Raw genomic sequence first — 14470 nt, forward strand, 5'->3', positions numbered from 1 at the left:
CCGGATTGCAGCAGGACACAGGCCCATGCCGCTTGATACTTCCGCCATGCCGCAACAGGACAGCACGGCCTGCGACGTCCTGATCATCGGCGGCGGACCGGCCGGTGCCACGGCGGCGACGCTGCTGGCCGGGAAGGGCCGCCACGTCATCCTGCTTGAGAAGGACCGCCATCCGCGCTTCCACATCGGGGAAAGCCTGCTGCCGCTCAACCTGCGCATCTTCGAGACGCTCGGCGTGGCGGACCGCATGGCGGAGATCGGCGTGCACAAGCCCGGCGCGCGCTTCGTCTCGGACGAGCATGGCAACCACACCGCCTTCTCCTTCGCCGCCGGGCTGAACCAGGACTACACCTACGCCTACCAGGTGCGGCGCAGCCAGTTCGACGAGGTGCTGTTCACCCGCGCCCGGACGGCCGGGGCCGATGTACGCGAAGGCATGCGCGTGCTGGACGTGGCGCTCGACGCACAGGCCGGGCATCGCGTTACCGCGCGCGGCGGGGATGACGTCATCCATGCCTTCCGCCCGCGCTTCGTAATCGATGCCTCGGGGCGCGACACCGTGCTGGCCAACAGCATGGGCAGCAAGGCGCGCAACCCGCACAACAACACCGCGGCGATCTACGGCCATTTCCGCGGCGTCGCCCCCTTCGGGAACGAGACGGAGGAGGATGGCAATATCACCATCCATCTCTTCGACGAGGGATGGTTCTGGATGATCCCGCTCCCTGATGGGGTCATGAGCATCGGCGTCGTTTCCAACCCGGATTTCTTCAAGCGCCGGCGTGGCGAGGTGCGCGACTTCTTCCTCGCCACGCTGCGCGCCGTGCCTTCCGTCGCACGCCGCATCGAAGGTGCGGAGCTGATCAGCGACGCCACCACCACCGGCAACTACTCGTACTCATCCAAGGTGATGCACGGGGATGGCTGGCTGATGGCCGGCGATGCCTATGCCTTCCTCGATCCGGTCTTCTCATCCGGCGTGCTGCTGGCGATGGCGAGTGCCGAGATGGGGGCGGAGGTCGCCGATACCTGGCTCGACGATCCCGCCCGCGCCGCGCCCATGGCGCGGGCCTTCGAGCGCAAGGTGAAGCGGGCGATCGGTTCGCTGTCCTGGCTGATCTACCGGATCAACAATCCGGTGCTGCGCGACATGTTCATGACGCCGTCGAACCGCTTCCGCATGCGCGAGGGGCTGGTCAGCCTGCTGGCCGGGGATGTCCATGCCAATGCCAACCGGCAATTGCCGGTGCTGGCCTTCAAGGCGGCGTACCACCTGCTGACCGTCGCGCATCGCTTCGGATACCGGCTGCGGCCGGACGGGCTGGTGAAGGTGCGCGACGCGGTGGCGGTGGGTTGAACTTCGCGGCGGGATGACGCTGAGTATGCGTCTCCCATCCCAATGGTCCTGCCCATGCCCGTGATTCCGCGCATCGCCGATTTCCACGACGAGATGACGGCGTGGCGCCGCGACTTCCACGCCCACCCCGAGATCGGCTTCGAGGAGGTACGTACCAGCGGCATCGTCGCCGAGAAGCTGCGCTCCTGGGGCATCGAGGTCGAACAGGGCTTCGGCAAGACCGGGCTGGTCGGCGTGATCCGCGGCCGCCCGGGCAATCGCAGCATCGGCCTGCGCGCCGACATGGACGCGCTGCCCATGCCGGAGCTGAACGACTTCCCTCATCGCAGCACCTACGAGAACCGCATGCATGCCTGCGGGCATGACGGGCACACCACCATGCTGCTCGGCGCGGCGCGCTACCTCGCGGAGACGCGCAACTTCTCCGGCACCGTGCACCTGATCTTCCAGCCGGCCGAGGAAGGCTTGACCGGTGCGGCCGCCATGCTGCGCGACGGGTTGTTCGCGAAATATCCCTGCGACGAGGTCTACGGCATCCACAACGCGCACGACCTGCCGTTGGGCACCGCGGCGATCCGCCCGGGCACGGTGCTCGCCGCGGTCGACTATTTCACCCTCGTGCTGAAGGGGCGCAGCAGCCACGCCGCCGCGCCGCATATGGGTCTCGATCCGCTGCCCTGCGCGGTGCAGGTCTATACGGCGCTGCAGAACCTGGTGAGCCGGCGGATGAGCCCGCACGACACCGTCGTGCTCAGCATTGGCCAGTTCAACGCCGGCACGTCCCAGATCGTGCTGCCCGAAACGGTGCAGATGCGCGGCACCATCCGCACCCTGTTGCCTTCGGTCCGCAAGCGGATGGACGAGCTGTTCCACCAGACCGTCCATGGCATCGCCGCCGCGCATGGGGTGGAGGTGACGCTTGACTACGCGCGATCCTACCCGCCGACGATCAACACGGCCGAGGAGGCCTCCGCCTTCGAGGCCGCCGCGCGCGACGTGGTGGGCGAGGACCTCATCAAGACCGACCTGCCCTCCCTCACCGCCGGGGAGGACTTCGCCTACTACCTCGAGAAGGCGCCCGGCGCCTTCATGCTGCTGGGCCAGGTGACGCCCGAGCATGGCAACGTCCCCGTGCATAACGGGCATTACGACTTCAACGACGACCTGCTGCCGATCGGGGCGAGCTGCTTCGTCCGGCTGGTGGAACAGCAGTTGGGCGAGGGGTGAACGGGCGGCGCCCTTCGGGACGCCCTACGAAATCCGCGCCAGCCAGGCCCGGTGTCCGAGCGCGCGGGCCAGGATCCGCCCGGTCACGTACCAATGCACGCGGAATCCCTCCCCCAGCAGCCTGAGGGGTTCCACGTGCAACCGGTCCTCCGCCGCCACGGGCATGGGCGACAGGCCGAGCCCTTCGGCCATCAGCACCGCGCGGTGCAGATGGGCGCGGCTGGTCACCAGCGCCTCGATCCCCTGGGCGCCGTGCAGGGTGCGGTGGTTGTGCAGGTTCTCGAGCGTGTGGCGCGATTCCGTTTCCAGCGCGATGCGGGCGGGGTCGAGGCCGCGTGCCGCCAGCCAGTCGCGGCCGACCTCGGCCTCCGAGGGCTGGCCGGAGGCGGCGCGGCCGCCAAGCAGCACCACCGTCGCGTGCGGATATCGCCGCGCCAGCGCATCCGCCCGCGCCAGCCGTTGCTCGAATACCGCCGAAGGCGCGCCATCCCGCAGCCGGTGCCCGAGCACCAGGATGCGTTGAGGCGCCCTGGGGGTGTCAACTGGCGCCCGCCAGGCCCGCCGCACCACGGCAAAGGTCGCCGCTGCCGGGGCGATCCCCGCGGTCAGCACCATCGCCGCCAGCGCGGCGGCCAGGGTGATGACCCCGTCGCGGCCGATGAACGACCCGTCCGGCCGGATCACGCGGCGAGCCAGGCCCGCGCCGCCGCCTCCGCGCCTGAGGGCAGCGCCCCGCGCCGGTCCTTCGCCCAGGCGGTGATGTCCTGCGCCACCAGCTCCCCCTGCGTGTCGCGCAGCAGCATATGGTAGCCGGCGGGGTAGAAGCCGGCCCGCTGGCGCGCCGGATCGGGCAGCGCGGTCAGCAGCGCCCGTGTCGGCCGTGCCGGCACCAAGCGGTCCCGTCCGCCATAGAGGAGCAGCGCCGGACCGCGGAACCGCGGCGCCGCAGCGACCGCCGCATCCATCAGGTCCACCAGCCCGGCCATGGCGTCGACGCGGGTGTGGCGGATCAGCAGCGGGTCGCGCGACCAGCGCCGCCAGGCTTCGATGTTGTCGGTCGGCTGGTATCCGGGCGCGCTGTTCTGGAAGCCCATCATCGGCACCAGCGTGACCATGACGTCCAGCAGCCCGCTCGCGAACCAGCCGAGGCTTGCGCGCCCGACCACCGCCGGGGCGAGCAGCACATAGCCATCCACGGGCGGCGGCGCGGCTGAAGCGCCGGCGACCAGCAGCACCGCGCCACCCATGCTCTCGCCCATCAGCAGCACCGGCACGCCGGGGTGGCGGGCGCGGATCAGGCTGGCGGCGTCGGTCGCGTCCGCCGCCATGGTCTGGTGACCCGCCCAGATGCCGCGGTGGGGCGACCCGCCGAAGCCGCGCTGGTCATAGGCGTAAAGGGCGACACCCTCCTGCGTGAACCACGGGGCGGCATCCTCGGCGAAGGCGCGGGCGTGCTCGTTCATGCCGTGCAGGCCGATCACAACCGCGCGCGGCCGGCTCGGCGGCAGCCAGGCATAGACGGGCAGGCGCGCGCCATCGGCCATGACCAGCGCATCGGGCGCCAGCATCGGTGTGGTGACCTGTGGGCCCATCGGCGACCGGGCCGGGGCACAGGCGGACAGGGCAAGGGCCGCAAGCAGGGCACGGCGGGACACGGCCTGGGAAAGCTGCCCCCCCTGGCCCTGTCGCGGTCCGCCATGTTCCTCGCGCGCCATCAGACCTGACATGATACCCCCCCCGAGGCTGGTCCACCACGCAAGCCTTCACTATGGTGCCGCCCCTGCGACGAGGTGCCCCATGCGCGACCCCCTGATGACCGGATATGCCCCGAAGCTCGTGGAAGGCATCACGCCCGAGCAGCGGGTCGAGGTGCAGTCCCGCAAGGTCGCCTGCGACGGGGAGGCGGCCGGGACGCTCGGCCATCCGCGCATCTGGATGACCATGGAGGATCACGAGGTCACTTGCCCTTACTGCTCCATCACCTACGTCCTCGCTGAGGGCGCAGGCGAGGACCATGGACACTGATTCAGACCGGGCCCCGGAGGCCGGACGGCCGCGGGGCGCCGCCATGGCGGATGCCGCCGCCGGCCAGGAGGCCCTGCCCACGGTGAAGGCCGGGGAACGCCATCTGATCCTGGTGGATGGTTCCGGCTACATCTTCCGTGCCTATCACGCGCTGCCGCCCATGACGAACCCGGAAGGGGTTCCGGTGAATGCGGTCTACGGCTTCACCACCATGCTGTCGCAGTTCCTCACGCGGCATGCGGGCAGCCATATCGCGGTGGTGTTCGATGCGGCGCGATTGAATTTCCGCAATGAGATCTATGCCGACTACAAGGCGCACCGCCCCGACCCGCCCGAGGATTTGATCCCGCAATTCGCGCTGATCCGCGACGCGACGGATGCGCTCGGCGTCGCCAAGGTGCAGCAGGAAGGCTTCGAGGCGGACGACCTGATCGCCGCCTACGCCAAGGCCTTCCTCGCGGAAGGGTCGGGGCAGGTGACCATCGTCTCCTCCGACAAGGACCTGATGCAGCTGGTGCGGCCCGGCGTACAGTTGCTGGACCCGATCAAGCAGAAGCCGATCCGCGAGCCGGAGGTGCTGGAGAAGTTCGGCGTCACCCCGGACAAGGTGGTCGAGGTGCAGGCGCTGGCCGGTGATTCCACCGACAACGTTCCGGGCGTGCCGGGCATCGGCATCAAGACCGCGGCGCAACTCATCAACGAATATGGCGACCTCGAAGCCCTGCTGGCGCGCGCCGGCGAGATCAAGCAGCCCAAGCGGCGCGAGGCGCTGATCGAGAACGCCGAGAAGGCGCGTATCTCTCGCCGCCTCGTGTTGCTGGACGAGGACGCACCGCTGCCTTGCCCAATCGGCGATTTCGTCGCGAAGCCGCCCACCGACGCGCGGCTGGAATCCTTCCTGCGCGCGATGGGCTTCCGTTCGCTGCTCGCACGCATGGGCAAGCTGGGCGAAGGCAATGAGGCGCCGCGCCGCGGGACGCCGCCCGTCGCACTTCGCCATGCTCCCGCGCCCGGCCCCACCGCGCCTGACCTCGCCGTGCCCTTCGCGGGCTATGAGACGGTGACGACGGAAGCGGCGCTCGCGCGCTGGGTCGCCGATTGCCAGGCGGCCGGCGTGATCGGCATCGATACCGAGACCGACAGCCTCGATGCGCGGCGCGCGCAGATGGTGGGCTTCTCGCTTGCCACCGCGCCGGGCAGGGCCTGCTACGTCCCGATCCGCCATGGCACGGAGGCCGACATGCTGTCTGGCCCCCCGCCCGAGCAGATCGCCCCCGAACGCGCCTTCGCGCTGCTGCGCCCACTGCTGGAAGACCCCACCGTGCTGAAGGTGTTCCAGCACGCGAAATACGATCTCGAGGTCTTCGCGCGCGAGGAAAATGGCGGCTTCGGCGCCATCGCGCCGATCGACGACACGATGATGATCTCCTACGCCATGACGGCGGGGAAGCATGGGCAGGGGATGGACGAGCTTTCTGTCCTTCACCTCAACCACGCGCCGATCAAGTTCGATGCGGTGACCGGCACCGGCAAGGCGCGCATCCCCTTCGGCCAGGTGCCGCTCGACAAGGCCACCGCCTATGCCGCCGAGGACGCCGACGTCACGCTGCGCCTGTGGCTGCTGCTGCAGCCGCGCCTGCGTGAGGAAGGGGCGCTCGCGCTCTATGAGCAGGTCGAACGCCGCATGGTCACCGTGCTGCGCGGCATGGAGGCCGCCGGCATCAAGGTGGATGGCGCGGAACTCGCCCGCATCGGTGAGGATTTCGCCGGCCGCCTCATCGTGCTGGAGAAGCAGATCCACGCGCTGGCCGGCCGGGAGTTCAACGTCGGATCGCCCAAGCAGCTCGGCGAGATCCTGTTCGACGAGATGAAGCTGTCCGGCGGGCGCAAGGGCAAGACCGGCGCCTATTCGACCGATGCCTCGGTGCTGGAGGATCTCGCTGCCCAGGGCGTGGAACTCGCGACCCGCGTGCTGGAATGGCGCCAGCTTGCCAAGCTGAAGTCGACCTACGTCGAGGCGCTGGCGGCGCAGATCGATCCCGTCGATCGGCGCGTGCACACCTCCTATGGCATGGCGGGAACCAGCACGGGGCGGCTGTCCTCCAACGATCCGAACCTGCAGAACATCCCGGTGCGGTCCGAGGAAGGACTGCGCATCCGCCGCGCCTTCGTCGCCGAGCCGGGCAATGTCCTGCTGTCGGCCGACTACAGCCAGATCGAGCTGCGCCTGCTCGCGCATCTCGCCGATGTGCCGACGCTGCGCGAGGCCTTCGCGCATGGGGAGGACATCCACGCCCGCACCGCGGCGGAAATCTTCCACCTGGAACCCGGCAAGGTGGACAAGGAAGCGCGCCGCCGCGCCAAGACGATCAACTTCGGCATCATCTACGGCATGTCGGCCTTCGGCCTCGCCTCCCGCCTCGGCATTCCGCCGGCCGAGGGGCGCTCGATCATCGAGGCCTATTTCGCGCAATACCCCGGCATCCGGCAGGAGATGGAACGCTGCAAGGAGGAGGCGCGGACCCACGGCTTCGTCCGTACCCCCTTCGGCCGCAAATTGTGGATCCCCGACATCGCGACCAAGGACCCGGTGCGCCGTGCCGGGGCCGAACGCGCGGCCATCAACGCCCCCTTCCAGGGCGGCGCCGCCGAGATCATCAAGCGCGCCATGGTCCGCTTGCCGCGCGCGCTGAAGGAAGCCGGCCTCACGGCCCGCATGCTGTTGCAGGTCCATGACGAACTGGTCTTCGAAGTGCCCGAGGCCGAGGTCGCCGCCACCTCAGCAGTGGTGAAGGACATCATGGAATCCGTCGCGACGCTGCGCGTGCCGCTCTCGGTCGAGGTCGGCACCGGCCATTCCTGGGCGGAGGCGCACTGATCGTGGCGGCCGGCTGGACGGCGCAGGAACGCCGCACCCTGGCGCAGATCTGCGCTGCGCATTTCGTCAGCCACGTGCATTACCTGACGATCCCGCCGCTGTTCCCGCTGCTCCGGGAGGCGCTCGGCGTGTCGTATGTCGAGCTCGGCCTGGCGCTGACCGCCTTCAACGTCGTCTCCGCCTTCACCCAGGCGCCGATGGGCTTCGTCGTCGATCGCGCCGGGCCGCGGCGGATGCTGGCGGCGGCGCTGATCCTCGGCGGGGCGTCGTTCATCTTGCTCGGCCTGACCGGGACCTATGCCTGGCTGATCGCGGCCGCCGCCATGGCGGGGCTGGCGAACAGCGTCTACCACCCGGCGGACTACGCCATCCTCGGCGCCTCGATGGCCGAGGAACGGGTCGGGCGCGCCTTCTCGATCCACACCTTCGCCGGCTTCCTGGGTGGGGCGATCGCGCCCGCCTTCGTGCTCGGCATCGCGGCGTGGTTGGGCATGGGGGCGGCGCTGGTCGCGGCGGGGCTGCTCGGGCCCATTGCGGCGGTGCCGCTGATCTTCGGCACCGCGCCGGCGATGGCGCCGCGGCCCGTGGCGGTGAAGTCGGCGGGGGGTTCGGCGCGGATCAGCGCGGTGCTGTCCCCCGCCGTGCTGGCGATGACGCTGTTCTTCGTGACGCTGGCGATGTCCAACGGCGGCATCCAGAACTTCTCGGTCGCCGCCTGGGTCGATGGGCAGGGCCTGTCGCTGACCATGGCGAACGCCGCGCTGACCACCTTCCTGTTCGCCAGCGCCGGTGGCGTGCTCGCGGGTGGTGTGATCGCGGATCGCACCCGCAACCATGGATTGGTCGCGGCCTTCGGCTTCGGTTCGGCCGCGGCGCTGATGCTGTTGGTGGGCAGCGGAACGCTGCCGGGGGTGGTGCTGGTCCCGGTCATGGCGGCGGCGGGCTTCCTGTCGGGCATGATCATGCCGTCCCGCGACATGCTGGTGCGTGCCGCCGCGCCGCCGGGCCAGGCGGGCGCGGTATTCGGCATCGTTTCGACCGGCTTCAACATCGGCGGCATGGCCGGCCCGCCGCTCTATGGCTGGCTGCTCGATGCCGGCCAGCCCATGTTGGTGTTCTTCGCCGCGGCGTCCTTCATGCTGCTGACGGCGGTGATGGCGCTGGCGCAGGAATGGCGGCTGCGCCGCCGCCGGGCCGCCGCCACCGCCCCTGCGGAGTGATTGCTGCCGTCACCTGCACTTGATGCGCGATCGTGTCATACTGCGCGCGCCGCAGGGGGTGCGTGCGCCGGGTTCTGGCGCCGCGGTTTGACGGACCAGGGAACAGGTCGCTTTGGTGAACCGGCCGATTACGACGCGCTTGATGGACCGGCCGATGCGGCCCGGCGTCATCCTCGCCGCCGCGGTCATCCTGCCCGCGTTGCTCTTCGCCATCCTGATCCGCCACGAAAGCAGCCATCGCCGGGATGCCCTGCGGCTGGACGGCACGATCGCGGTCATGGTCGCCCGCGAACAGACACTGCGAATCCTCGATGCCGGCATCCTGGCGCTCGACCGGGTGGAGGATGCGCTGGCCGGAAGCAGCTGGACGCAGATCCAGGCGCGGCGGGCATCGTTGCAGACGGAGTTCCGTCGCATCGAGGCCGCGCAATCCGGCCCCGTGGCGATCCTGGCGGCGATCCGCCCGGATGGCCGCGTCGCGGTGACGGGCGGACCAGACCAGGCGCCGAATGCCGACGCCACTGGGTTCGAGGCCGTTCGCTCTGGGCGCGAGGCGAATCGCGCCGTGATCTTCGAAGCGCCGCCGCGCGAACTTGCCGCGCAGGGTGCGGGCCTCGTGATCGGGCGCGGCCGCGCGCCGGAAGGTCGTCCCTTCGACGGCACGTTCCTGGCCGTGCTGCGCGCCGAGGCGTTCTTCACCGCCTGGGGCTCGGAGAACCGGCGGCCCGGCGCCCGCTTCGCGCTGGTGCGCGACGACGGGGCCATCCTGCTCCGGCAGGGCGCGGCGCCCGACATGCCGACGGCGATCGCTCCGCAGGACCCGCTGCGCCGTGCGATCGCGTTGGACCGCCCGCAGGCCGCGCCGCTGTCTGCCGACCCGTTCGGTGACGGCGAGACGCAGTTCATCACCTGGCGCAGGCTCGGCAGCGTGCCGGTCAGCATCGTCTACACCGTGCCGGCGCTGCCGGAGGAACGGCTGTCCTTCTTCAACATGGCGCTGATCGGCATCGCCTGCTTCCTGGCCGGCCTGCTGCTGGCGCTGCTCGCCTTCACCGGGCGGCGGCGGGTGCGGCGCGACCGCGAGACCTTCCAGCGGCTGGAGGCGAATGCCTCGGACCTGCGCGCCGAGATCGCCCGGCGCGAAGCCGCCGAGGACGGGCTGCGCAATGCGCAGCGGATGGAAGGGCTGGGGCGGCTGACCGGCGGTGTCGCGCACGACTTCAACAACCTGCTGACAGCGATCCTCGGCACGGCGCGCGCGCTGGAACGCCATCTCGGCGCCAAGGCGGATGAGCGGACCAAGCGTCTGCTCGGCGCCACGGTGGCGGCGGTGGATCGCGGGGCGCGGCTGAATGCCAGCCTGCTGGCCTTCGCGCGGCGCCAGCCGCTGGTGCTTGCCACCGTGGATGCCAATGCGCTGGTGCGGGAATTCCATCCGTTGCTGCGCCGCGCGCTCGACGAATCGGTCACGCTGGATCTCGCGCTGGATCAGAAGCTGCCGCCCTGCCGTGCGGATGCCGCGCAGCTCGAAGCGGCGCTTCTCAATCTCGTGATCAACGCGCGGGACGCCATGCCGCGCGGCGGCGCCATCCGCATCGTCTCCCGCCGGGCCTGGCTGCAGGAGCAGGCGCTGGCCGGCAATCCGGAGGCGCAGCCCGGCCCCTACGTCGCGATCGAGGTGCGCGACACCGGCGAGGGCATGAAGGAGGACGTGCGCGAGCGCGCCTTCGAACCCTTCTTCACCACCAAGAAGGACGGCCAGGGCACAGGGCTCGGCCTGTCGCAGGTCTTCGGCTTCATGCGCCAGATCGGTGGACATGTGGCGATCCAGTCGGCCCAACGGCGCGGCACGACGGTCACGCTGTACCTGCCGCTCGGCTCCGAGACCGATCTCACCTCGGCGCGCCCCAACGCTCCAGCCAGCGGGGCGCCGGTTTCCGGCGCCGGCATCTCGGTGCTGGTGGTGGAGGATGAGCCCGCGGTGCGCAGCGTGGCGGTGGAGATGCTGACGGATGCCGGCTTCTCCGTCCTCGCCGCGCCGGATGGGCCCACCGCGCTGCAATTACTGCAGGAGGGCGTGCCCGCCGACATCGTCTTCTCCGACGTGGTGATGCCCGGCGGCATGAGCGGCATGGACCTGGCGCGCGAGGCGCGCGAATTGCGCCCCGGCGTGGGCGTGCTGCTGGCCTCCGGCTATGCCGCGGAGGCGTTGGACAAGCATGGCGGCGCCGGCGAGTTCGAGCTGATCGGCAAGCCCTACGATCTCGACGTCGTGCTCGGCCGCATCTTCGCGCTGGCGCAGCAGCGGCGCGAGGCGGAGGCGGCTGCGCCGCAGGGCGACCGGACGGCCGAACTCGCCTCGCGGCGATAGGCGAAGGCGCTCTACCCCGGCGCCTCCTCCCCCTGCGCATGGGCGAGCAGGTCGTCGCGGCGGCAGACCTGCAGCGCTGCCTCATGCGTTGCTTCCAGCAGCACCGGCGGGGCGCTGCCGGCGCGGCGCGCTTCCTCCCACCGCGCCGCGCACAGGCACCAGCGATCGCCCGGCCGCAGGCCGGCGAAGCCGTATTCGGGCCGGGGCGTGGACAGGTCGTTGCCGGTCGCCTGGCTGAAGGCGAGAAAGGCGGCGTTCACCTCGACGCAGACGACATGCAGGCCGACATCCTCGGGGCCGGTGTTGCAGCAGCCGTCGCGGTAGAATCCGGTCAGCGGTGCGACGGAGCATGGCAACAGAACGCCGCCGAGCACGTTACGCGCCTGTGGCCGGGGCGGCAGTCCGCGGATCGGGCCTTCGTCCAGCGGCATCAGAAGTCGCTGACCCGGCCCTTGCGTTCCCAATCGCCGAAGCGGGTGGGTTCGGGGCCGGTGGGGCCGCCGATTTCCTTCGGCAGCTTCGGGGCCCCCGGCTCCGGCGCAAGGGGCTTCGGCGCGGGTTCCGGGGCCGGGGTGGCGGCAGGCGGGGCGGCGGGGTCGGGGGGCGTCTCGGTCATGGTAGGGATGATGTAGTCTTTCGCCGGCTCCGGCGCAGCAATGGGGACGAAGCGATGGGTGGATATGTGCGGACCGCGGTGCTGCTGGCGGCCCTGACGGCGCTGTTCGGCGGGCTTGGCTTCGTGATCGCGGGGCAGCAGGGGATGATCCTCGCGCTGCTGTTCGCGGGCGCGATGAACCTGTTCGCCTGGTGGAACAGCGACCGGATGGTGCTGCGCATGCAGAATGCGCAGCCGATCGGCCCGCATGACGCGCCAAGGCTGTACGAGATGACGGCGCAACTCGCCCAGCGGGCCGGGCTGCCCATGCCGGCGCTCTACGTGATCCATGAGGACCAGCCCAACGCCTTCGCCACCGGCCGTAGCCCGGCCAATGCGGCGGTGGCGGTGAACACCGGCCTGCTCGACCTGATGAGCGAGGATGAGGTGGCGGGCGTGATCGCGCATGAGCTCGCGCATATCCGCAACCGCGACACGCTGATCATGACGGTGACGGCGACCGTTGCGGGTGCGATTTCGATGCTGGCGAATTTCGGGATGATCTTCGGCGGCGGGAACCGCGACCGGAACGGCGGCAGCCCCTTCGGGCCGATCGCGATGATCCTGATGCTGATCCTCGCCCCGCTGGCCGCCGCGGTGGTGCAGATGGCGATCAGCCGGTCGCGCGAATACGAGGCAGACCGCGTGGGGGCGGAGATCACCGGCAATCCGCTGGGTCTCGCATCGGCACTGCAGCGGCTGGACCACTACGCGCACCAGATCGTCAACCAGCGGGCCGAGGCCAATCCGGCCGCGGCGCACATGTTCATCATCAACCCATTGTCGGGCGCGCGGATGGACAATCTGTTCTCGACACATCCGCGCACCGAGAACCGCGTGGCGGCGCTGGAACAATTGGCGGCGCGGATGGGCCAGGGCGGGGGTGGCTGGTCGGCGCCGGCGCAGCCCGCCCCCGGCCCCTGGGGCACCGGCGGCAAGCGCAACCCTTGGGGGTAAGCGCGGGGGCCTCCGGCCGGATGGGCGCCGCCCGCCCTGGGGGCGGTTAACTCAACGTGCTGAGATCCTGAAACCAGTGCTGCGCCTGGGTGTAGCCGCGCACGTTGCGTCCCAGCGCATGCGGGTTGGTGTCGTGCACGACATAGACCAGCAGCGCCTCGTTCACCGCCTTCTCATGCACCTTGCGCATCAGCGCGTCCTGCTCGGCGACGTCGAAGGACTGCATCGCACTGTCGATCAGGCGGTCCATCTCGGCATCGCGGTAGTGGGACCAGTTCACGCCGGTCGGCGCGATCTGGTTGGAATGGAAGAAGCGGATGAAGGCGTAGAGCGGATCCGACGTCACATAGGCGACGTTGTTCGCGGTGATGGTGCCGCCGCGCGCGATCTCGCCCGCCGCGCCCTGGCGCCAGCTTGTGTAGGAGACTTCGAGTTCGACGACCTGGAATTCGACCTGGATGCCGACCTCGCGCCAGGCGGACTGGATGTACTCGTTCATCGGCATGGACAGCATCTGGCCCGACCCGCCGGACGGCACCAGGAAGCGTGTGCGCAGCGGGTTCTGCGGGCTGAAGCCGGCCTCGCGCACCAGCCGCCGCGCCTCGTCGATGTCGGTGCGGATGCGGAATTCCGGCTGGCCGAACCAGGGCGATGACGGATCGACCACGCCGACAGCCGGCTTCGCCAGGCCGTTCAGTAGGCCCACCACCTCATCGCGGTTGATGGCGAGGTTGGCCGCCTTGCGCAGGCGGATGTCGCGCCAGGGCGAGCCTTCGAGCAGGCTGAGATGATAGTTCCAGACATGCGGCGTGACGTTCTCGACGATGCGCGCGCCAGACTGGCGCAGGCGCGGCACCAGGTCGGGGGCGGGTGTTTCGATCATGTCGATCTGGCCGGAGATCAGCGCGTTGGAACGCGTGGTCGCTTCCGGCGCGACCATCAGGACGATGCGGTCCACCTTGGGGATGCGCCTCGGGTCCCAGTAGCCGGCGTTCTTCACCAGCTCGGCGCTTTGCCGCGGCACCAGCCGCGCGAGGCGGAAGGGGCCGGTGCCGGATGGCTCGGACGCGAAGCGGTCCCAGGAATTGCCAAGCTTCGCGTATTGCGCCGGGGAGGAGATGAGGAACCACAGCATCTGGTACGGGAAGAAGCTGTCCACCGCGCGGGTGGTGACCTCCACGGTCAGCGCGTCGATCTTTCGGTATGACGCGACGGAGGGCAGGCGGGGGCGGACCTGCGCGGCCTGACGCTGATCGAAATGCGGTGCCTGGCTGTTCAGCACCTTCTCGAAATTCCAGATCACCGCGTCGGCATCGAAGGCCGAGCCGTCGTGGAACGTCACGCCCTGCCGGAGGCGGAAGACCCATTTGCGGCGATCGGCGGGATCGGCCTCCCATGAGGTCGCGAGGCCGGGGACCAGCTTCCCGGGCCGGTCGGCCACGTCCATCTCCCAGGCCACCAGCGGGTCGTAGAGCGTGTAGCCCGTGAACTGGTAGGCGCCCGCGCCGCGATCCGGCTGGCCGGTGGTCTGCGGGATGTCGGCCATGGAGATGCCATAGCGGATGACGCGTTCCTGCTGCGCGGCGGCGGGAGCGGGCAGCCCGGCGACGCCGGTGGCGGCCGCACTCATCAGGGAACGACGGGAGAAGGGCGGGATGGTCATATGCGTGCAGCCCCTGAACGGTTTGGATTCAGTGGATGCAATGCATGTGCCGGGCGGGCGCCAAGGATCGGCATTCCAAAGGCCACTGGCCTTTGGTGGGGTGGCTTGGAGGGGCAA

General features: G+C 70.0%; 12 protein-coding genes. 7 read left to right on the forward strand and 5 right to left on the reverse strand.

All coding sequences use genetic code 11. The features are described 5' to 3' along the window. Positions 1 to 25: 25 nt before the first annotated feature. Both AC2YHJ_RS09835 and AC2YHJ_RS09840 read left to right on the forward strand, forming a co-directional pair. Positions 26 to 1357 carry an NAD(P)/FAD-dependent oxidoreductase gene (locus AC2YHJ_RS09835; protein ID WP_487395683.1) on the forward strand — a complete coding sequence of 444 codons (1332 nt, stop codon included), beginning with the start codon at positions 26 to 28 and terminating at the stop codon, positions 1355 to 1357. 54 nt (positions 1358 to 1411) lie between these two features. Further along, positions 1412 to 2584: a M20 aminoacylase family protein gene (locus AC2YHJ_RS09840; protein WP_487395685.1), complete on the forward strand. Its 1173-nt coding sequence runs from the start codon at positions 1412 to 1414 to the stop codon at positions 2582 to 2584. 24 nt (positions 2585 to 2608) lie between these two features. On the opposite strand, the gene AC2YHJ_RS09845 is transcribed toward AC2YHJ_RS09840, so the two are convergent. Both AC2YHJ_RS09845 and AC2YHJ_RS09850 read right to left on the reverse strand, forming a co-directional pair. Next, positions 2609 to 3268: a YdcF family protein gene (locus AC2YHJ_RS09845; protein ID WP_487395686.1), complete on the reverse strand. Its 660-nt coding sequence runs from the start codon at positions 3266 to 3268 to the stop codon at positions 2609 to 2611. Next, entirely contained in the window at positions 3265 to 4311 is a 1047-nt protein-coding gene (locus tag AC2YHJ_RS09850) for an alpha/beta fold hydrolase (RefSeq protein WP_487395687.1), read from the reverse strand. Before AC2YHJ_RS09850 ends, AC2YHJ_RS09845 begins: the two co-directional genes overlap by 4 nt. Before the next feature lie 70 nt (positions 4312 to 4381). On the opposite strand from AC2YHJ_RS09850, the gene AC2YHJ_RS09855 reads away from it, so the two are divergent. The 4 genes from AC2YHJ_RS09855 (at position 4382) to AC2YHJ_RS09870 (ending at position 11078) form a co-directional block, all read left to right on the forward strand. Next, entirely contained in the window at positions 4382 to 4609 is a 228-nt protein-coding gene (locus AC2YHJ_RS09855; RefSeq protein ID WP_487395688.1) for a zinc-finger domain-containing protein, read from the forward strand. A 43-nt stretch (positions 4610 to 4652) separates the two neighbouring features. After that, positions 4653 to 7487 (forward strand): DNA polymerase I, encoded by a 2835-nt coding sequence (polA, locus tag AC2YHJ_RS09860; RefSeq protein WP_487395904.1) that lies wholly within the window; start codon positions 4653 to 4655, stop codon positions 7485 to 7487. Positions 7488 to 7489: 2 nt separating this feature from the next. Continuing rightward, positions 7490 to 8707, forward strand: coding sequence for an MFS transporter (locus AC2YHJ_RS09865; protein ID WP_487395689.1), 1218 nt, complete (start codon positions 7490 to 7492; stop codon positions 8705 to 8707). A 115-nt stretch (positions 8708 to 8822) separates the two neighbouring features. Next, entirely contained in the window at positions 8823 to 11078 is a 2256-nt protein-coding gene (locus AC2YHJ_RS09870) for an ATP-binding protein (RefSeq protein ID WP_487395690.1), read from the forward strand. 11 nt (positions 11079 to 11089) lie between these two features. Here the strand turns inward: AC2YHJ_RS09870 and AC2YHJ_RS09875 are convergent, their stop codons facing one another. Both AC2YHJ_RS09875 and AC2YHJ_RS09880 read right to left on the reverse strand, forming a co-directional pair. Further along, positions 11090 to 11509, reverse strand: coding sequence for a DUF2237 family protein (locus AC2YHJ_RS09875; RefSeq protein ID WP_487395692.1), 420 nt, complete (start codon positions 11507 to 11509; stop codon positions 11090 to 11092). Then, positions 11509 to 11694, reverse strand: coding sequence for a DUF1674 domain-containing protein (locus AC2YHJ_RS09880; protein ID WP_487395693.1), 186 nt, complete (start codon positions 11692 to 11694; stop codon positions 11509 to 11511). Before AC2YHJ_RS09880 ends, AC2YHJ_RS09875 begins: the two co-directional genes overlap by 1 nt. A 54-nt stretch (positions 11695 to 11748) precedes the next feature. Here AC2YHJ_RS09880 and htpX point away from each other — a divergent pair, with 54 nt between their 5' ends. Continuing rightward, positions 11749 to 12690 (forward strand): zinc metalloprotease HtpX, encoded by a 942-nt coding sequence (gene htpX / locus AC2YHJ_RS09885; RefSeq protein ID WP_487395694.1) that lies wholly within the window; start codon positions 11749 to 11751, stop codon positions 12688 to 12690. A gap of 46 nt (positions 12691 to 12736) precedes the next feature. Here htpX and AC2YHJ_RS09890 read toward each other — a convergent pair whose 3' ends face one another. Beyond that, a complete protein-coding gene (locus AC2YHJ_RS09890) occupies positions 12737 to 14353 on the reverse strand; it encodes an ABC transporter substrate-binding protein (RefSeq protein WP_487395696.1) in 1617 nt (538 codons plus the stop codon). Between the last annotated feature and the right edge of the window lie 117 nt (positions 14354 to 14470).

It is taken from the genome of Roseomonas sp. SRI_022, assembly GCF_057586215.1.